Source organism: Azospirillum sp. TSH58, from assembly GCF_003119115.1.
In the GTDB taxonomy this organism is placed as follows: Bacteria; Pseudomonadota; Alphaproteobacteria; order Azospirillales; family Azospirillaceae; genus Azospirillum.
The window spans coordinates 500,408-519,878 of record NZ_CP022364.1 but is presented as its reverse complement, the minus strand read 5'-3'; the positions used below and the strand labels follow the sequence as shown (position 1 = coordinate 519,878).

At 66.3% G+C, this 19,471-nt stretch carries 20 protein-coding genes; all 20 read left to right on the top strand.

Annotation, left to right across the window (positions count from 1 at the left end; all coding sequences use genetic code 11):
* Positions 1-3 precede the first annotated feature (3 nt).
* The 20 genes from TSH58p_RS06000 (at position 4) to TSH58p_RS05905 (ending at position 19,076) form a co-directional block, all read left to right on the top strand.
* Positions 4-372: an NADH-quinone oxidoreductase subunit A gene (locus tag TSH58p_RS06000; protein WP_014240120.1), complete on the top strand. Its 369-nt coding sequence runs from the start codon at positions 4-6 to the stop codon at positions 370-372.
* The gene (locus tag TSH58p_RS05995; RefSeq protein ID WP_014240121.1) at positions 363-905 is read left to right on the top strand and encodes an NADH-quinone oxidoreductase subunit B family protein; all 543 of its coding nucleotides are present in this window, start codon (positions 363-365) and stop codon (positions 903-905) included. Before TSH58p_RS06000 ends, TSH58p_RS05995 begins: the two co-directional genes overlap by 10 nt.
* Positions 906-929: 24 nt before the next feature.
* Positions 930-1,559: an NADH-quinone oxidoreductase subunit C gene (locus TSH58p_RS05990; protein WP_109071944.1), complete on the top strand. Its 630-nt coding sequence runs from the start codon at positions 930-932 to the stop codon at positions 1,557-1,559.
* Between the two features lie 68 nt (positions 1,560-1,627).
* On the top strand, positions 1,628-2,776 hold the full coding sequence (locus TSH58p_RS05985) for an NADH-quinone oxidoreductase subunit D (RefSeq protein ID WP_247874240.1): 1,149 nt from the start codon (positions 1,628-1,630) through the stop codon (positions 2,774-2,776).
* Positions 2,773-3,390 (top strand): NADH-quinone oxidoreductase subunit NuoE, encoded by a 618-nt coding sequence (gene nuoE, locus TSH58p_RS05980; protein ID WP_109071942.1) that lies wholly within the window; start codon positions 2,773-2,775, stop codon positions 3,388-3,390. The genes TSH58p_RS05985 and nuoE overlap by 4 nt, the downstream gene beginning before the upstream one ends.
* Before the next feature lie 10 nt (positions 3,391-3,400).
* On the top strand, positions 3,401-4,693 hold the full coding sequence (gene nuoF / locus TSH58p_RS05975; RefSeq protein WP_014240125.1) for an NADH-quinone oxidoreductase subunit NuoF: 1,293 nt from the start codon (positions 3,401-3,403) through the stop codon (positions 4,691-4,693).
* Positions 4,694-4,708: 15 nt separating this feature from the next.
* Positions 4,709-6,781 carry an NADH-quinone oxidoreductase subunit NuoG gene (gene nuoG / locus TSH58p_RS05970; protein WP_109071941.1) on the top strand — a complete coding sequence of 691 codons (2,073 nt, stop codon included), beginning with the start codon at positions 4,709-4,711 and terminating at the stop codon, positions 6,779-6,781.
* Complete coding sequence (nuoH, locus tag TSH58p_RS05965) at positions 6,774-7,784, top strand: NADH-quinone oxidoreductase subunit NuoH (protein ID WP_109071940.1); 1,011 nt, start codon at positions 6,774-6,776, stop codon at positions 7,782-7,784. Before nuoG ends, nuoH begins: the two co-directional genes overlap by 8 nt.
* Positions 7,785-7,878: 94 nt before the next feature.
* Positions 7,879-8,367: an NADH-quinone oxidoreductase subunit NuoI gene (nuoI, locus tag TSH58p_RS05960; RefSeq protein ID WP_014240128.1), complete on the top strand. Its 489-nt coding sequence runs from the start codon at positions 7,879-7,881 to the stop codon at positions 8,365-8,367.
* A gap of 36 nt (positions 8,368-8,403) precedes the next feature.
* On the top strand, positions 8,404-9,018 hold the full coding sequence (locus TSH58p_RS05955; protein ID WP_094306020.1) for an NADH-quinone oxidoreductase subunit J: 615 nt from the start codon (positions 8,404-8,406) through the stop codon (positions 9,016-9,018).
* A 2-nt stretch (positions 9,019-9,020) separates the two neighbouring features.
* Positions 9,021-9,329 (top strand): NADH-quinone oxidoreductase subunit NuoK, encoded by a 309-nt coding sequence (nuoK, locus tag TSH58p_RS05950; protein ID WP_014240130.1) that lies wholly within the window; start codon positions 9,021-9,023, stop codon positions 9,327-9,329.
* A 9-nt stretch (positions 9,330-9,338) separates the two neighbouring features.
* Positions 9,339-11,441, top strand: a complete 2,103-nt coding sequence (gene nuoL, locus TSH58p_RS05945; protein ID WP_109071939.1) for an NADH-quinone oxidoreductase subunit L — start codon at positions 9,339-9,341, stop codon at positions 11,439-11,441.
* A 24-nt stretch (positions 11,442-11,465) separates the two neighbouring features.
* Positions 11,466-12,992, top strand: a complete 1,527-nt coding sequence (locus TSH58p_RS05940) for an NADH-quinone oxidoreductase subunit M (protein ID WP_014240132.1) — start codon at positions 11,466-11,468, stop codon at positions 12,990-12,992.
* 10 nt (positions 12,993-13,002) lie between these two features.
* Positions 13,003-14,451 (top strand): NADH-quinone oxidoreductase subunit NuoN, encoded by a 1,449-nt coding sequence (gene nuoN, locus TSH58p_RS05935; RefSeq protein WP_109071938.1) that lies wholly within the window; start codon positions 13,003-13,005, stop codon positions 14,449-14,451.
* Positions 14,448-15,242, top strand: coding sequence for a biotin--[acetyl-CoA-carboxylase] ligase (locus tag TSH58p_RS05930; RefSeq protein ID WP_109071937.1), 795 nt, complete (start codon positions 14,448-14,450; stop codon positions 15,240-15,242). Before nuoN ends, TSH58p_RS05930 begins: the two co-directional genes overlap by 4 nt.
* Positions 15,243-15,245: 3 nt before the next feature.
* Positions 15,246-16,019 (top strand): type III pantothenate kinase, encoded by a 774-nt coding sequence (locus TSH58p_RS05925; RefSeq protein WP_109071936.1) that lies wholly within the window; start codon positions 15,246-15,248, stop codon positions 16,017-16,019.
* The gene (locus tag TSH58p_RS05920) at positions 16,016-17,734 is read left to right on the top strand and encodes a ribonuclease J (RefSeq protein ID WP_199230215.1); all 1,719 of its coding nucleotides are present in this window, start codon (positions 16,016-16,018) and stop codon (positions 17,732-17,734) included. Before TSH58p_RS05925 ends, TSH58p_RS05920 begins: the two co-directional genes overlap by 4 nt.
* 33 nt (positions 17,735-17,767) lie before the next feature.
* On the top strand, positions 17,768-18,172 hold the full coding sequence (gene mce, locus TSH58p_RS05915) for a methylmalonyl-CoA epimerase (RefSeq protein ID WP_109071935.1): 405 nt from the start codon (positions 17,768-17,770) through the stop codon (positions 18,170-18,172).
* A 30-nt stretch (positions 18,173-18,202) separates the two neighbouring features.
* Positions 18,203-18,451: a DUF1467 family protein gene (locus TSH58p_RS05910; RefSeq protein WP_109071934.1), complete on the top strand. Its 249-nt coding sequence runs from the start codon at positions 18,203-18,205 to the stop codon at positions 18,449-18,451.
* A 25-nt stretch (positions 18,452-18,476) separates the two neighbouring features.
* Positions 18,477-19,076, top strand: coding sequence for a DNA-3-methyladenine glycosylase I (locus TSH58p_RS05905; protein WP_109071933.1), 600 nt, complete (start codon positions 18,477-18,479; stop codon positions 19,074-19,076).
* Positions 19,077-19,471 lie beyond the last annotated feature (395 nt).

Genomic DNA, 19,471 nt, shown 5'->3' with positions numbered 1-19,471 from the left:
GCGGTGACCAACCCGCTGATCATTGAGTACCTTCCGATCCTGGTGTTCCTGTTGATCGGTATCGCGCTGGCCGTGGTGATGGTTGGCGCGTCTTACGTCATCAGCCCGAAGAATCCGGATTCGGAGAAGCTCTCCCCCTACGAGTGCGGCTTCGAGCCGTTCGAGGATGCCCGCACGAAGTTCGACGTGCGGTTCTATCTGGTCTCCATCCTGTTCATCATCTTCGACCTCGAGGTCGCCTTCCTGTTCCCGTGGGCCGTGGCGCTCGGGGACATCGGCCTCTTCGGCTTCTGGTCGATGATCGTGTTCCTTGGGATCCTGACCATCGGCTTCATTTATGAGTGGAAGAAAGGAGCTCTGGAATGGGAGTAGAGGCTGCCAAGCTGGCGCCGATTCCGCCCGGACCGGAACAGGACGCCTATCTCCGCGCGGTCACCGAGGAGATCCAGGAAAAGGGCTTCATCACGGCGAAGTACGAGGACGTGCTCGCCTGGGCCCGCACCGGATCGCTGTGGCCGATGACCTTCGGCCTGGCCTGCTGCGCGGTGGAGATGATCCACGCCTACATGAGCCGGTACGACCTGGACCGTTTCGGCGTCATTCCGCGCCCCAGCCCGCGCCAGTCCGACTGCATGATCGTGGCCGGCACGCTGACCAACAAGATGGCCCCCGCGCTGCGCAAGGTCTATGACCAGATGCCGGAACCGCGCTGGGTCATCTCGATGGGCTCCTGCGCCAACGGCGGCGGCTACTATCACTATTCCTACTCGGTGGTGCGCGGCTGCGACCGGATCGTTCCGGTCGATATTTACGTGCCGGGCTGTCCTCCGACCGCGGAAGCGCTGGTCTACGGCATTCTGCAACTCCAGAAGAAGATCCGGCGCGGCAACCGCATCGCTCGCTGAATAAGAAAAAGGCAGGTCCTGGCCATGTCCGAACAGGCGTTGAAGGAACTTGGGGACCATATCGCCGCGACGCTCGGCGATGACGTCCTGAAGGTCGAGCTGAAGCTTGGCGAGCTGATGGTGACCGTCCGCCGGCCCTCGCTCATCAAGTCGCTCACCTTCCTGCGCGACGATCCGACCTGCTCGTTCGAGCAGCTGCTGGACGTCACCGCTGTGGATTGGCCGGAGCGGGAGGAACGCTTCGAGGTCGTCTACATCCTTTTGAGCTACAAGCACAATCGGCGCCTTCGCGTGAAGGTGACGACCGACGAGGACACGCCCGTGGCCTCCGCGGTGCCGGTGTACAGCGCGGCCGGCTGGTTCGAGCGTGAAACCTGGGACATGTTCGGGATCTTCTTCGCCGACCATCCTGACCTCCGCCGCATCCTGACCGACTATGGTTTCGAAGGTCATCCGTTGCGCAAAGACTTCCCGATGACGGGCTATGTCGAGTGCCGCTACGACGAGGACCAGAAGCGAGTCGTCTACGAACCCGTCCGCCTGACGCAGGATTTCCGCAGCTTCGACTTCCTGTCGCCCTGGGAAGGCATGACGAACGTGATGCTGCCCGGCGACGAGAAGGCCCAGGCCCCTGACACCGGGAGCAAGCCGTGACCACCGCCACGTCCGCACACCCCTCCGCCGGCCAGTCCGGCGGCAAGACCCAGATCAAGCCCTACACCATGAACTTCGGGCCGCAGCACCCTGCGGCCCACGGCGTGTTGCGTCTTGTGATGGAGCTGAACGGCGAGGTCGTCGAGCGCTGCGACCCGCACATCGGCCTGCTGCACCGCGGCACCGAGAAGCTGATCGAGTACAAGACCTACCTGCAGGCCGTTCCGTACTTCGACCGTCTGGACTACGTCAGCCCGATGTGCATGGAGCACGCCTATGTGCTCGGCATCGAGAACCTGCTGCAGATCAAGGCGCCGCTGCGCGCCCAGTACATCCGCGTCCTCTTCTCCGAGATCACGCGCATCCTGAACCACATCCTGTCGATCACCACCGGCGCGCTCGACGTCGGCGCGATCACGCCGGCGCTGTGGGGCTTCGAGGAACGCGAGATCCTCATGGAGTTCTACGAGCGGGTGTGCGGCGCGCGGCTGCATGCGAACTACTTCCGTCCCGGCGGCGTCGCCTGGGATCTGCCCGCTGGCCTGACCGACGACATCTGGGAGTTCACGGAGCGCTTCCCGAAGTTTGTTGACGACATTGACAATCTGCTGACGAACAATCGCATTTTCAAGCAGCGGACCGTCGACATCGGCGTCGTCACCAAGGAAGAGGCGTTCAGCTGGGGCTTCACCGGCCCGATGCTGCGCGGTTCGGGCGTTGCCTGGGACCTGCGCAAGTCGCAGCCCTACGAAGTCTACGACCGCATGGACTTCGACGTCCCGGTCGGCCTGACGGGCGACTGTTGGGCCCGCTACCTCGTCCGCATGGAGGAGATGCGCCAGTCGAACCGCATGATCCGCCAGTGCCTGAAGGAGCTTCCCGAAGGCGCGGTGCGCGCGGAGGAGCGCAAGGTGTCGCCGCCGCCGCGCGGCGAGATGAAGCGGTCGATGGAAGCGCTGATCCACCATTTCAAGCTCTTCACCGAGGGCTTCCACGTCCCGGCGGGCGAAACCTACACCGCCATCGAGGCGCCGAAGGGCGAGTTCGGCGTGTATCTGGTGTCGGACGGCACGAACAAGCCGTACCGCTGCAAGATCCGCGCGCCGGGCTTCGCCCACCTGCAGGGCCTCGACTTCATGTCGAAGGGCTACATGCTGGCCGACGCGGTCGCCAACATCGCGTCCATGGACATCGTGTTCGGAGAAATTGACCGATGAGCGCCCCGGCTCACGACCCGGCCAAGGAGCCGGCCTCCTTCGCCTTCACTCCGGAAAATCTGGAACGGGCGAAGGCCATCATCGCGAAGTACCCGGCGGGCAAGCAGGCCAGCGCCTGCATGCCGCTGCTCGATCTGGCCCAGCGCCAGCACGACGGCTGGCTGCCGCGCGTCGCCATGGACGCCGTGGCCGACCTGCTCGGCATGCCGCGCATCCGCGTGTACGAGGTCGCGACCTTCTACACGATGTTCAACAAGACCCCGGTCGGCAAGCACGTCATCCAGGTCTGCACGACCACGCCGTGCTGGCTGCGCGGGTCCGACGACATCGTGCACACCTGCGAGCGCAAGCTGGGCATCGGCGTCGGCGAAACGACCGCGGATGGCCAGTTCACGCTGCGCGAGGTCGAGTGCTCGGGCGCCTGCGTCAACGCGCCGGTGGTCCAGATCGGCGACGACTACTATGAAGACGTCAGCCCGGAACACATGGAAAAGATCATCGACGCCCTCCAGGGCGGCGAGGTCCCCAAGCACGGCTCGCAGATCGGCCGGCAGTCCTCCGAACCGGTGGGCGGCCCGACGACTCTGAAGGCCTTCACCACCACGGCCGATTGAGGGGGATGCGATGCTTCGCGACGAGGACCGCATTTTCACCAACCTGTACGGCTACCAGAGCTTCGGCCTGGACGCCGCCCGGAAGCGTGGTGACTGGGACAACACCAAGGCCCTGATCGCCCAGGGCAAGGAATGGATCATCGAGCAGGTCAAGGAATCCGGCCTGCGCGGGCGCGGCGGCGCCGGCTTCTCCACGGGCATGAAGTGGTCCTTCATGCCGAAGAACGTGACGGACAAGCCGGTCTACCTCGTCATCAACGCCGACGAAGGCGAGCCGGGCACCTGCAAGGACCGCGACATCCTGCGCCACGATCCGCACAAGCTGATCGAAGGCTGCCTGATCGCCGGTTTCGCCATCGGCGCCTCGGCCTGCTACATCTACATCCGCGGCGAGTTCTACAACGAGGGCTCCAACGTCCAGCGCGCCATCGACGAGGCGTACGAGGCGGGGCTGATCGGCAAGAACGCCTGCGGCACCGGTTACGATTACGACATCTACATCCACCGCGGCGCGGGTGCTTACATCTGTGGCGAGGAGACCGCGCTCATCGAGTCCATCGAGGGCAAGAAGGGCCAGCCGCGCAACAAGCCTCCGTTCCCCGCCCAGGCCGGTCTGTATTCCTGCCCGACCACGGTGAACAACGTCGAATCCATCGCGGTGGTTCCGACCATCCTGCGCCGTGGCGCGGCGTGGTTCGCCGGTCTCGGCCGTCCGAAGAACACCGGCACCAAGCTCTTCTGCATCTCCGGGCACGTCAACAAGCCGTGCAACGTGGAAGAGGAGATGGGCATCCCGCTGAAGGAGCTGATCGAGAAGCATGCCGGCGGCGTGCGCGGCGGGTGGGACAACCTGCTGGCGATCATCCCCGGCGGCTCGTCGGTGCCGCTGCTGCCGAAGTCGATCTGCGACACGGTGCTGATGGACTTCGACAGCCTGCGCGACGTGCGGTCGGGTCTGGGCACCGCGGCGGTCATCGTGATGGACAAGTCCACCGACGTGGTGAAGGCCATCGCCCGCCTCTCCCAGTTCTACGCCCATGAGAGCTGCGGCCAGTGCACGCCGTGCCGCGAGGGCACCGGCTGGATGAACCGCATCATGCAGCGCATGGTGACCGGCAACGCGCGCGTCGAGGAAATCGACATGCTGCTGGAGGTCACCAAGCAGATCGAGGGGCACACCATCTGCGCGCTCGGCGATGCCGCGGCCTGGCCGATCCAGGGCCTGTTCCGGCATTTCCGGCCGGAGGTCGAGCGCCGCATCCTCGACTACCGCAACGCCGCCAAGTCCTTGGCGGCCGAGTAAGGAGCCCGGTTTCCCATGCCGAAACTCACCATCGACGGGATCGAGATCGAAGTCGAGCCGGGCACTTCGATCCTGCAGGCCTGCGAACAGCTGGGCATCGAGATCCCGCGCTTCTGCTACCACGAGCGTCTGAGCGTGCCGGCGAACTGCCGCATGTGCCTCGTGGAGATGGAGCGCGCGCCGAAGCCGGTGGCCGCCTGCGCCATGCCCTGCGGCGACGGGATGGTCGTCAAGACCAACACCGAGCTCGTGCACAAGGCCCGCAAGGGCGTCATGGAATTCCTGCTGATCAACCACCCGCTGGACTGTCCGATCTGCGACCAGGGCGGCGAGTGCGATCTCCAGGACCAGGCGATGGCCTACGGCTTCGACCGTGGCCGCTATGGCGAGAACAAGCGCGCCGTCCAGGACAAGTACATGGGGCCGCTGATCCGGACCGAGATGACGCGCTGCATCCACTGCACGCGCTGCATCCGCTTCGTGAGCGAGATCGCCGGCGTTCCCGACCTCGGCGCGGTGAACCGCGGCGAGCATATGGAGATCACCACCTTCGTCGAGAAGGCCATCGGCTCGGAGCTGTCGGGCAATCTCGCCGACGTCTGTCCGGTGGGCGCCCTGCTGTCCAAGCCCTATGCCTTCACGGCCCGCCCGTGGGAGCTGCGCAAGACCGAGACGGTCGACGTGCTGGACGCGGTCGGCTCGAACATCCGCGTCGACACCCGCGGCCCCGAGGTGATGCGTGTCCTGCCGCGCGTCAACGAGGACGTGAACGAGGAGTGGATCGCCGACAAGACCCGCTTCGCCTATGACGGGCTGAAGCGCCAGCGTCTCGACCGCCCCTACGTCCGCAAGGACGGCAAGCTCCAGCCGGCGACCTGGGCAGAGGCCTTCCAGGCCATCGCCGCCAAGGTCAAGGGTGTCCCGGGCAACCGCATCGCCGCCATCGCGGGCGATCTGGCCGACACCGAGTCCATGCTGGCGCTCAAGGAGCTGATGGCCGGCCTCGGCTCGGCCAACATCGACTGCCGCCAGGACGGTGCCCTGTTCGACACGTCGTCCCGCGCGGGCTACCTGTTCAACAGCGGCATCGCCGGGATCGAGCGGGCGGACGTCATCCTGCTCGTCGGCACCAACCCGCGCTGGGAAGCCACCATCGTCAACGCCCGCATCCGCAAGCGCTACCTGATGGGTGGCCTGAAGGTGGCGGTGGTCGGCGAGGCCCGCGAGCTGACCTACCCGTACAGCCATCTCGGCACGGGTGCCGGCGCGCTGCAGCAGCTCGTCGACGGCACGCACGCCTTCGCGGACGTGCTGCGCGGCGCCAAGAACCCGATGGTCATCCTCGGCGCCGGCGCCTTCCGCCGCAAGGACGGCGCCGCCGTCCAGGCCGCGGTGCGCAAGCTGGCCGAGACCTTCAACGTGGTTCAGGACGGCTGGAACGGCTTCAACGTGCTGCACACGGCGGCGTCCCGCGTTGGCGGCCTCGACATCGGCTTCCTGCCGGGCGAGGGCGGTCGCGGCACCGCCGGCATCGTGGAGGGGGCGGGGAAGGGCGAGATCGACGTGGTGTACCTGCTGGGCGCCGACGAGATCGACACCGCCGCGCTCGGCAAGGCCTTCGTGGTCTACCAGGGCCACCACGGCGACAAGGGCGCCCATCGCGCCGACGTCATCCTGCCGGGTGCCGCCTACACCGAGAAGAACGCCATCTACGTCAACACCGAGGGCCGTCCGCAGCAGGCGCGTCTCGCCACCTTCCCGCCCGGCGAGGCTCGGGAGGACTGGAAGATCCTGCGCGCCCTGTCGGAACAACTCGGCCACAAGCTGCCCTACGACAGCCTGGCCCAGCTGCGCCGCCGTCTGGCGGAGGTCAACCCGGTCTTCGCGGCGATCGGCACCGTCACGCCGGCCCCGTGGGCGCCGTTCGGTGCGGAGGGGCTGGTCGATGACTCGCCGTTCTTCTCGACGGTCGCGAACTACTACATGACCGACCCGATCAGCCGCGCCTCGGTGACCATGGCTCGTTGCGCCGAGACGTTCGTGAAGCCCGCCGAGAGCGCCCAGGAGAGGACCGGTACCCATGGCTGAGTTCTGGAGCGGCTTCCTTCTGCCGCTGATCATCATCGTCCTCAAGATCCTGGCGATCGTCGTGCCGCTCCTGGTGGCCGTGGCCTTCATGACCTACGCCGAGCGTAAGATCATGGGCGCCATGCAGCTCCGCCAGGGTCCGAACATCGTCGGCCCGTTCGGGCTTCTGCAGCCTTTCGCGGACGGCCTGAAGCTGTTCGCGAAGGAGCAGATCCTGCCGGTCGGCGCGAACCGCTTCGTCTTCTATCTGGCGCCGATGCTGACCTTCTTCCTGGCGCTGGTCGCCTGGGCGGTCATTCCCTTCGACTACGGCATGGTGCTGGCCGACATCAACGTCGGCATCCTGTACCTGTTCGCGATCTCGTCGCTGGGCGTGTACGGCATCGTGATGGCCGGCTGGGCGTCGAACTCGCGCTACGCCTTCCTCGGCGCGCTGCGCTCGGCGGCGCAGATGGTGTCCTACGAGGTCTCGATGGGCCTCGTCATCATCTCGGTCCTGCTCTGCGTCGGGTCGCTGAACCTGACGAAGATCGTGGAGGCGCAGGAGACGATCTGGTTCGCCATCCCGCTGCTGCCGATGTTCGTCATCTTCTTCATCTCGGCGCTGGCGGAAACCAACCGTTCGCCCTTCGACCTGCCGGAAGGCGAGTCGGAGCTGGTGGCCGGCTTCATGGTGGAATACAGCTCGGCCCCCTTCGCGCTCTTCTTCCTTGGCGAATACGCCAACATGATCCTGATGAGCGCGATGACCAGCATCCTGTTCCTGGGAGGCTGGCTGCCGCCGCTGCCGTTCGCGCCCTTCACCTGGGTGCCCGGTCCGATCTGGTTCGCCCTGAAGATCGCCTTCTGCCTGTTCGTCTATGTGTGGGTCCGTGCGACCATGCCGCGCTACCGCTACGACCAGCTGATGCGTCTGGGCTGGAAGGTGTTCCTGCCGTTCTCGCTGCTGTGGGTCGTGCTGACGGCCGGCGTGCTGGTGACGTTCGGCTGGCTGCCGAAGTGATCGGCGCCTGAACGGACCATCGGATCGAGTTTCAAAGAGAAAGCGCGGGCGTCACCCGGAACGGGGCGCCCGCTAGGAAGGAGACGAAGAGGCCATGGCGTTCCTCGATCGTGCGGCGCGCAGCCTGTTCCTGACCGAACTGTTGGGCGGCCTCGGGCTCACCCTGCGCTACATGTTCAAGCCCAAGGTGACCCTGAACTACCCGTTCGAAAAGGGCCCCATCAGCCCCCGCTTCCGCGGCGAGCACGTCCTGCGCCGGTATCCCGGCGGCGAGGAGCGCTGCATCGCCTGCAAGCTGTGCGAGGCGGTGTGTCCGGCCCTGGCCATCACCATCGAGGCCGAACCGCGTGAGGACGGCAGCCGCCGCACCACGCGCTACGACATCGACATGACGAAGTGTATCTACTGCGGCTATTGCCAGGAGGCTTGCCCGGTGGACGCCATCGTCATGGGTCCGAACTTCGAGTTCTCCACCGAGAACCGTGAAGAGCTTTTCTACAACAAGCAGAAGCTGCTGGCGAACGGCGACCGCTGGGAAGCGGAGATCGCCCAGAACCTCGCGGCCGAGGCGCCGTACCGGTAAGTCGTTGCAGTGCGGTAAGCGGAAACGGGGATAACGATGATTGTTCAAGGCATCGCCTTCTACGTCTTTGCCGCGCTGCTGGTGGCCTCCGGTGTGATGGTCATCTCGGCGCGGAATCCGGTTCATTCGGTCCTTTATCTGGTCCTGGCCTTTTTCCAGGCCGCCGGCCTGTGCGTGCTGCTCGGGGCCGAGTTCATCGCGATGATCCTGGTGATCGTCTATGTGGGCGCGGTCGCGGTGCTGTTCCTGTTCGTGGTGATGATGCTCGACATCAACTTCCGCGAGCTGCGGGCGGGCGCCTTGCAGTATCTGCCGATCGGCGGGCTGATCGGTCTCATCCTGCTGGCCGAGCTGGCCGCCGTGCTCGGCGGCTGGATCATCGCGCCGGCGGCGGAGAAGGCCGCCTCGGCGCCGGTCGCGGCGATGAGCGGTGCGACCAACACCGAGCAGCTCGGCCAGCTGATCTACACCCACTACGTCTATCTGTTCCAGGCGTCGGGCCTCGTGCTGCTGATCGCCATGATCGGCGCCATCGTCCTGACCCTGCGGCAGCGCGAGGGTGTCCGGAAGCAGAACATCGGCTCCCAGCTCGCCCGTCGGCGCGAGGACGTGGTCGCCATCCGCAAGGTGCCGACCGGGGAGGGCGTGTGATCATGGAAATCGGTCTCGGGCATTATCTGACGGTCTCGGCCATCATCTTCACGCTCGGCGTCCTCGGCATCTTCCTCAACCGGAAGAACGTCATCATCATCCTGATGTCGATCGAGATGATGCTGCTCGCCGTGAACCTGAATCTGGTGTCGTTCTCGGTCTTCCTGAACGATCTGGTCGGGCAGGTCTTCTCCATGATCATCCTGACCGTCGCCGCCGCCGAGGCGGCCATCGGTCTCGCCATCCTGGTGGTGTACTTCCGCAACCGCGGCTCCATCCGGGTCGAAGACATCAATCTGATGAGGGGCTAAGGCAGCGCCATGGAAGTCCTTGTCGTATTCCTCCCGCTCCTGGCGTTCCTCGTCGCGGGTTCCATCGCCCTGTTCGGCGGGCCGAAGGCGGAGCCGGCGCACGCCGGCGGCCACGATCACCATGGCCATGACCACGGTCATGGCCACGACGCCCATGCGCATGACGCGCACGCGCACGACGAGCATCACGATGATGCCCACCACGACGACGGCCACGACGACCATCACGTCGTCGCCGGGCCGCCCACCGTGGGCGACCGCGCCGCGCAGTTCGTCACCACCGGTGCCGTCCTGCTCTCCGCGATCCTGTCCTGGGTGCTGTTCTTCGACGTCGCCGTCGGCGGCCATCCCCGCACGATCGAGCTGATGAGCTGGATGCGCAGCGGCAGCCTGGACGTGTCCTGGGCGCTGCGCGTCGACCAGCTCACCGCGGTCATGCTGGTGGTGGTCAACACCGTGTCGTCGATGGTCCACCTCTATTCCATCGGCTACATGGCCGAGGACCCGCAGAAGCCGCGCTTCATGGGCTACCTGTCGCTGTTCACCTTCGCCATGCTGATGCTGGTGACGGCCGACAACCTCGTGCAGCTCTTCTTCGGCTGGGAAGGCGTGGGTCTCGCCTCCTACCTGCTCATCAACTTCTGGTACGAGAAGCCCTCGGCCAACAACGCGGCGATCAAGGCCTTCCTGGTCAACCGCGTCGGCGACTTCGGCTTCGTGCTCGGCATCTTCGCGATCTTCGTGCTGACGGGCTCCGTCCAGTTCGACGCGATCTTCGCCAAGGCGCCGGAGCTGGCCGGCCAGACGCTGCATTTCCTGAGCTGGAACTTCGACGCGCTGACCGTCACCTGCCTGCTGCTCTTCATCGGCGCCATGGGTAAGTCGGCGCAGCTCGGCCTGCACACCTGGCTGCCGGACGCCATGGAAGGCCCGACCCCGGTGTCGGCGCTCATCCACGCGGCCACCATGGTGACCGCCGGCGTGTTCATGGTCTGCCGCCTTTCCCCGGTCTTCGAATACGCCCCGACGGCGCTGGAGATCGTGGCCGTGGTCGGCGCCCTGACGGCCTTCGTCGCGGCGACCATCGGTTTCACCCAGTTCGACATCAAGCGCGTCATCGCCTATTCGACCATGAGCCAGCTCGGCTACATGTTCTTCGCCGCCGGCGTCTCCGCCTACGGCGCCGCGATGTTCCACCTGTTCACGCACGCCTTCTTCAAGGCCCTGCTGTTCCTCGGCGCCGGTTCGGTGATCCACGCCCTGCACCATGAGCAGGACATGCGCAACATGGGCGGCGTCTGGCGCAAGATCCCCTTCACCTACGCGGTGATGTGGATCGGCAACCTCGCTCTGGCCGGTCTGCCCTTCTTCGCCGGCTACTACTCCAAGGACATGATCCTGGAGGCGGCCTTCGCCTCGGCCAGCCCGGTCGGCAAGTTCGCCTTCGCGCTCGGCATCGCCGCGGCCCTGCTGACCGCCTTCTACTCCTGGCGCCTGCTGTTCATGACCTTCCACGGCAAGCCGCGGATGGAGAAGTCGGTCTTCGACCACGCCCATGAATCGCCGGTCGTCATGCTGATCCCGCTGGCCGTCCTGGCGGTGGGCGCCCTGTTCGCCGGGTTCGGCTTCCACGAGCTGTTCATCGGCCACAGCATGGAGCATTTCTGGGGCAAGACCATCCTGGTGCTGGCGGACAACAACAGCATCGAGGCGGCGCACCACCACACCCCGGGCTGGGTCAAGCTGGCTCCGCTGGTCGTCGGCCTGATCGGCATCGCGCTCGCCTACATCATGTACATGGCGATCCCGGGCCTGCCGGAGAAGGTCGCCACCACGTTCCGTGGGGTGCACCAGTTCCTGTACAACAAGTGGTACTTCGACGAGCTGTACGACCGTCTGTTCGTGCGTACGGCCAAGTATCTGGGCTACGGCCTTTGGAAATCCGGCGACGGCGCCGTGATCGACGGTGTCGGTCCGGACGGGATCGCCGCCGTCACCCGCGACGTCGCGGCGCGCGCCAGCCGCCTCCAGTCCGGCTATGTCTATCACTACGCCTTCGCGATGGTGATCGGCGTGGTGCTGCTGGTCGCCTGGCTCTCGGTGTTCGGTTGAGCGGTTTGAAGGGGAACAAGAACAATGGCTAGCTGGCCGCTCCTGTCGTTCACGACCTTCCTGCCGCTGGCCGGTGTGGCGCTGATCCTGCTGTTCTGCAGGGGCAACACGCCGGATGTGGTTCGGAACGTCCGTTACGTCGCGCTCTGGACGACGGTCATCACCTTCGTCCTGTCGCTGTTCATCTGGTTCAACTTCGACCCGCGCAACCCGGGCTACCAGCTCGTGGAGAAGGCGGCGTGGATCCCGGAGTTCGGGATCTCCTACCACATGGGTGTGGACGGCATCTCGATGCTGTTCGTCATCCTCTCCACCTTCCTGATGCCGCTCTGCATCCTCTCCTCCTGGGAGGCGGTGCAGACCCGGGTGAAGGAATACATGATCGCCTTCCTCGTGCTGGAAACCCTCATGGTGGGGATGTTCTGCGCGCTGGATTTCGTCCTCTTCTACATGTTCTTCGAGGGCGTGCTGATCCCGATGTTCCTGATCATCGGTGTCTGGGGCGGTGCGCGGCGCGTCTACGCGGCGTTCAAGTTCTTCCTCTACACGCTGCTCGGCTCGGTCCTGATGCTGCTGGCCATCCTGGCCATGTACTTCGCGGCCGGCACGACGGACATCCCGACGATCACGGCGACCCACTTCCCGCGCAACATGCAGCTCTGGCTGTGGCTGGCCTTCTTCGCGTCCTTCGCGGTGAAGGTGCCGATGTGGCCGGTGCACACCTGGCTCCCCGACGCCCACGTCGAGGCGCCGACCGCCGGGTCGGTCATCCTGGCCGGCGTCCTGCTGAAGATGGGCGGCTACGGCTTCCTGCGCTTCAACATCCCGATGCTGCCCGAGGCGACCGAGTATTTCGCGCCGATGGTCTACGCCCTGTCGATCGTCGCGGTGATCTACACCTCCCTCGTCGCTCTGGCGCAGGAGGACATGAAGAAGCTGATCGCCTACTCCTCCGTCGCCCACATGGGCTTCGTCACCATCGGCATGTTCGCGCTGAACCAGCAGGGCATCGAGGGCTCGATCTTCACGATGCTGTCGCACGGCATCGTCTCGGGCGCGCTCTTCCTCTGCGTCGGCGTGGTCTATGACCGGCTGCACACCCGCGAGATCGCCCGCTACGGCGGTCTGGTGAAGAACATGCCGAAATACGCGGTGGTGTTCCTGTTCATGACCATGGCCTCGGTCGGCCTGCCGGGCACCTCCGGTTTCGTCGGCGAGTTCCTGGTCCTGCTCGGCGCCTTCCGCGACAACACCTGGGTCGCCTTCCTGGCCGCCACCGGCCTGATCCTGGGCCCGGCCTACGCGCTGTGGCTGTTCCGCCGCGTCGTGTACGGCAAGCTGGTCAAGGCGGATGTCCGCGCGATGTTCGACCTGAACACCCGCGAGGTCGCCATCTTCCTGCCGCTGATCGTCGTGGTGCTGTGGATGGGCGTCTACCCGAACAGCTTCCTGAACGTCACCTCGGCGTCGGTCGGGCAGCTGATCCAGACCTACCAGACCAAGCTGGCCGCCGCTCAGGGCGGGGCCGACGTCTCCGTCGCCGCGCGCTAGAGGTTCCGACATGACCGCTGTGTTTCCCGACATCTGGCCGGCCCTGCCGGAAATCTTCCTCGCCTGCGCCGGCATGGCCCTGCTGCTGATCGGCGTGTTCCGCGGCGACGGCTTCACGCGCCCCATCGGCTACATGACGATGGTCGCGCTGCTGCTGGCCGCCATCCTGACCATGGGCTACGGCACCGGCCGGGTCGTCACCTTCAACGGCCTCTTCGTGATGGACGCCTTCGGCGTCTTCATGAAGGTGCTGATCCTCGTCGCCGCCTCGCTGTCGGTCCTCCTCGCGCTCGGCTTCAACGAGCGCGAGAAGATGGCCCGGTTCGAGTTCCCGGTGCTGATGCTCTTCGCCACGCTCGGCATGCTGATGATGGTGTCGGCCAACGACCTCATCTCGCTCTATGTCGGGCTGGAGACGCAGAGCCTCGCGCTCTACGTCATCGCCGCCTTCCGCCGCGACAGCGCCAAGTCGTCGGAAGCGGGCCTGAAGTACTTCGTGCTCGGCTCGCTCTCCTCGGGCATGCTGCTGTACGGCGCCTCGATGGTCTACGGCTTCGCCGGCACGACCTCCTTCGACAAGATCGCCGCCCTGTTCGCCGGCGGCGCGCACCCGTCGGTGGGCGTCATCATCGGTCTGGTCTTCGTCACCGCCGGCCTGGCCTTCAAGATTTCCGCCGTTCCGTTCCACATGTGGACGCCGGACGTCTACGAGGGCGCGCCGACCCCGGTCACGGCCTTCTTCGCCGCCGCCCCGAAGGTCGCCGCCATCGCGCTGTTCACCCGCCTGCTGATCGAGCCGTTCGGCCATCTGGCGCACCAGTGGCAGCAGATCATCATCGTCAGCTCGATCCTCTCGATGTCGCTCGGCGCCTTCGCGGCGATCACCCAGAGCAACATCAAGCGGCTGATGGCCTACAGCTCCATCGGTCACGTCGGCTACGCCCTGGTCGGCCTCGCCTCCGGCACCCAGGAAGGCGTGCGCGGCGTGCTGATCTACATGGCGGTCTACATCGTCATGAACATCGGCACCTTCGCGGTCATCCTGTGCATGAAGCAGCAGGGCCGCATGGTCGAGGAGATCAAGGACCTCGCCGGCCTGTCGCGCACCAACCCGCTGCTGGCGGGCGCGATGGCGGTGTTCATGTTCTCCATGGCGGGCATCCCGCCGATGGCCGGCTTCTTCAGCAAGCTCTACGTCTTCCTCGCCGCCATCGAGGCGCAGCTCTACACGCTGGCGGTGATCGGCGTGCTGACCAGCGTCGTGGGCGCCTTCTACTATCTGCGCATCATCAAGATCATGTACTTCGATGAGCCGGTGGAGGCGTTCGACAAGATCGGCGACGACGGGATGACCGGCATCCTGATCGCCACCGGCCTGTTCACCCTGCTGTTCTTCGTGGTTCCGGCGCCGATCCTGAACTACGCGGCGGCGGCGGCGGCCTCGCTGTTCGCCGGATGACGGCAGAGTACGAAGCGGAGGCGGCGCGTTTGCGCCTGCCTCCGGGCTTCCGGGTGATGGCCTTCGACTCCGTCGGCAGCACGAACGACGAGGCGAAGGCCTTCGCGCGTTCGGGGGCTGCCGAAGGCACCATCGTCTGGGCGAAGCGGCAGGACTCGGGCCGCGGCCGCCGCGGCCGGGCCTGGACCTCGCCGGAAGGCAATCTCTACAGTTCGACCATTCTGCGTCCCTCGCGCCCGCCGGCCGAGGCGGCGCAGATTTCGTTCGTGGCGGCGCTCGCCATCGCCGACACCGCCGCCGCCGTTCTTCCCGATCCGGAGGGCGTGCGCTGCAAATGGCCGAACGACGTGCTGGTGCATGGCCGCAAGCTGTCCGGCATCCTGCTCGAGTCGGAGGCCGCCGCCGGGGGAGGAATCTCCTGGCTGGTGCTCGGCGTCGGCATCAACCTGCGGCATTTTCCCGAGGGCACGGACTACGCGGCCACCTCGCTGGCGGCGGAGGGGGCTCCGGCGCTCCAACCAGCGGCGCTCCTGGAGATCTACGCGGAGCAGCTGGCCCGCTGGTACACGGTGTGGGCGGAGCATGGTTTCGGCCCCGTGCGCGACGCCTGGCTGAAGCGGGCGCGGGGGCTGGGCGAGCCCATCGTCGTCCGTCTGCCGGACCGCACGCTGACCGGCACCTTCGCCGATCTGGACAGCGACGGCGTTCTGTTGCTTGATCGGGATGACGGGGCGGGGCGCCAGCGCATCGCCGCCGGAGACGTGTTTTTCCCACCCGCGGTGGAGACCTGAGAGATGCTGCTCGCCATCGACGCCGGAAACACCAACGTGGTGTTCGCGATCTATGAGGGCGACCAACAGCGCGGCCTGTGGCGCACGGCGACCGACAAGAAGCGCACCGCCGACGAATACATGGTGTGGCTGACCCACCTGATGGCGCTGAAGGGCATGGGCCCGGCGGACGTCGACAGCACCATCATCGCCAGCGTGGTGCCCGGCGCCACCTTCAACCTGAAGCGCCTGTGCAAGGACCATTTCGGCTGCGAGCCGCTGGTGGTCGGCCAGCCGGGGGTCGATCTCGGCACCCGCGCGCTGGTGGACCGGCCGGACGAGGTCGGCGCCGACCGGCTGGTCAACACGGTGGCGGCGGCGGCCACCTACCAGACGCCGTTGATCGTCATCGACTTCGGCACGGCGACGACCTTCGACGTGGTCGACCGCGACGGCAACTACCGCGGCGGCGTCATCGCGCCCGGCCTGAACCTGTCGCTGGAGGCGCTTCAGATGGCGGCGAGCAAGCTGCCCCGCGTGGAGATCCAGCAGCCGGGCCACGTCATCGGCACCAACACCGTCGAGTGCATGCAGTCCGGTGTCTTCTGGGGCTATGTCGGCCTGATCGAAGGGCTGGTCAACCGCATCCGGGCGGAGTACGGCGAGCCGATGACGGTCGTCGCCACCGGAGGGTTGGGTGTGCTTTTCGCCAAGGCAACCCATGTAATCGAACACACCGACGGCGAACTCACGCTGCGCGGCCTCCTCCTGATCCACAAGCGCAACACGGCCCAATGACCCAACCCGACTCCGCTCCCTCCGTCCACCCGGTCGAGGGAGACGGCGACCTGTTCGCTCCCGAGGACGACGCGCTCTACTTCCTGCCGCTGGGCGGTTCGGGCGAGATCGGCATGAACCTCAACCTCTACGGCCATCGCGGCAAGTGGTTGATGGTGGATCTCGGCATCTCCTTCGCGGACGACACGATGCCGGGGCTGGACGTCATCATGCCCGACCCCGCCTTCATCGCGGAGCGCCGGCACGACCTCGTGGGCATCGTGGTGACGCACGCGCACGAGGATCACCTGGGGGCCATCCAGTATCTGTGGCCGCAGCTCCGCGTGCCCGTCTACTGCACGCCCTTCACCGCCGCCGTCCTGCGCGCCAAGCTGCACGAGCGCGGGTTGGCCGGGGTGGTTCCGGTGCATGAGGTGGCGCTGGGCAGCACCATCGAGGTCGGCCCCTTCTCCGTCGAGTATGTGACGGTCACCCATTCCATTCCCGAGCCGAACGCCCTGGCGATCCGCACCGCCGCCGGCACCGTGCTGCACACCGGCGACTGGAAGCTCGACCCCGAACCGCTGGTGGGGCAGGCCGCCGACGAGGAGCGTCTGCGCGCCATCGGCGACGAGGGCGTGCTGGCGCTGGTCGGCGACAGCACGAACGCCCTGGTGCCCGGCAGTTCCGGATCGGAAGGGAGCGTGCGCAAGACGCTGACCGAGCTGATCGGGCAGTTTCCCGACGTGCGCGTCGCGGTGAGCTGCTTCGCCACCAACGTCGCGCGGCTGGAGAGCATCGCCCACGCCGCGGCGGCGCACGGGCGCCACGTCGCGCTGGTCGGGCGGTCGATGTGGCGGATCAACGAGGCCGCGCGCTCCAACGGCTACCTCGCCGACGTGCCGGCCTTCCTGACCGAGCATGACGCCAACTACGTGCCGCGCGACAAGCTGGTTCTGGTCTGCACCGGCAGCCAGGGGGAGCCGCGCTCTGCGCTCGCCCGCATCGCGTCGGACGACCATCCCCAGGTGTCACTGCAGCGCGGTGACGTGGTGATCTTCTCCTCTCGCGAGATTCCGGGCAACGAGCGGGCCATCGGCCGCATGCAGAACCTGCTGGTCGGGCAGGGCATCCGCATCGTCACCGCCGACGAGGCGCCGGTCCATGTCTCCGGCCACCCGGCGCAGGACGAGCTGGTCCGCATGTACCAGTGGGTGCGCCCGCGCATCGCCGTTCCGGTCCATGGCGAGCAGCGCCACCAGCTGGAGCACGCCAAGCTGGCCCGCGCCTGTCAGGTGCCGGAGGCCCTGGTCCCCGGCAACGGCGACCTGATCCGGCTGGTGCCCGACGCTCCGCCGCGGGTGGTGGCCCAGGTCCGCTCCGGCCGCATGGCCCTGGACGGCAAGCGGTTGATCCCGCTCGACACCGGGCTCATGCGGGCGCGCCATCGGATGGTCCACAACGGCGCCGCCGTGGTGACGCTGGTGATGAACGGGAAGGGCGAGCTGGTGACCGCGCCGCAGATCGCGGTGATGGGGCTGCTCGACGACTCGGCGGACCGCGACATGCTGCTCGACGTGGTGGACGCGGTGCGCGAGGCCGTCGCCGAGATGCCGAAGTCGGCCCGTGCCGACGACGAACAGGTGCGCGCCGCCGCCCGCATCGCCGTCCGCCGCTGCTTCAACGCGACGCACGGCAAGAAGCCGGTGACGGACGTGCATCTCGTCCGTGTATAAGCGTTTCCGACTTTACGCCTTTCGGGAGGACCCATGATCGGGAAGCTGAACCACGTCGCCATTGTCGTGCCGGATCTGACGGCGGCGACCGCGCTCTACCGCGACACGCTGGGCGCCGCGGTGTCCCAGCCGGTGGACCTGCCGCCGCACGGCGTCACCGTCGTCTTCGTCACGCTGCCCAACACGAAGATCGAGCTGCTCCATCCCTTCGGCGAGAAGTCGCCGATCGCCGGCTTCCTGGAGAAGAACCCTTCCGGGGGCATCCACCACATCTGCTACGAGGTGGACGACATCCTGGCCGCCCGCGACCGGCTGAAGGCGCAGGGCGCCCGCGTGCTGGGCGACGGCGAGCCGAAGATCGGCGCCCATGACAAGCCGGTTCTGTTCCTGCACCCCAAGGACTTCTGCGGGACCCTGGTCGAGCTGGAGCAGGCCTGAGTCGCAAAAGGCTGGAACCGGAGGCATGCGATGGGCTGGGTGACGGGCATCAGCGTCTATGTGGTCGTCTGGTGGGTGGTGCTGTTCGCGGTGCTGCCCTGGGGCGTGCGCACCCCGGCCCAGCCCGAGCCGGGCATGGCGAGCAGCGCGCCCGAACGCCCGCGCATCCTCCTGAAATTCGCCGCCACGACGCTGGTCGCGGCGGTGGTGTGGCTGGTCATCTTCGGCATCGTGCAGTCGGACCTGATTTCCTTCCGCGAGATGGCCAGGCCGCACTGATCCCCTTTCCGGAAGGAGCCTTCGCGTGAGCCTGACCTATTGCGGCGCGGCGCCCGGCCACGCGCATCACGGCCCCTACCACGACACCGAGTATGGCTTCCCCACCGCCGATGACCGGGCGCTGTTCGAGAGGCTGGTGCTGGAGATCAACCAGGCGGGCCTGTCCTGGCTGACCATCCTGAAGAAGCGCGAGGCCTTCCGCGCCGCCTTCGACGGCTTCGACATCGACCGCGTCGCCGCCTATGGCGAGGCGGAGCGGGAACGGCTGCTCGCCGATCCGGGGATCATCCGAAACCGGCTGAAGATCGACGCGGCCATCGAGAACGCGCGGCGGATCGTGGCCTTGCGCGCCTCCCACGGGTCCTTCGATGGTTGGTTGCGCGCCCACCATCCCTTGAGCAAGGCGGACTGGGTCCGGCTGTTCAAGCGCACCTTCCGCTTCACCGGCGGCGAGATCACCGGCGAATTCCTGATGAGTCTCGGCTATCTGCCGGGTGCGCATCAGGCCCGCTGCCCGGTCTGGTCCCAGATCGCCACGCTCGATCCGCCCTGGATGGTCGCCGTTCGGCAGGGGTTTGCAGGATACGACGCTCATAATTCAGGCATAATGCAGCCTATGACGTAATCAACCGCCTATGTTTTGGGCGAAAACTGCGAATTCTTCGGTGACGACTTGGTTTAGTCCAAATTCCGTCTTGTCATCGGGTAAGGTCGGGTTCAATGTACTTTGTGTGACGAGAGGGGTTCTTCCCTCTTTTCCGACGCCTGGTGGCGATTCCTCCCTAAACCTCGGGCCGCGCCGCGATCGCCGCGCGGTCCTTTTTTCGCCCCGGTCCGGTTCACGGCGCCCACGATCTCCTTCGTCCGTAGGCAGACGGAACGTTGTGCTTCGGTACAGAATGAATTAACCCTTTACGGGTATAGCTCATCCAACTGTCCAGGAGGCGGGCGAGCGTCCGTTCCGGCTTTGGATTCAAATGCGGCGGCGTTCGCAGCCGGAATTTGCGGCCGTCAGCGGGG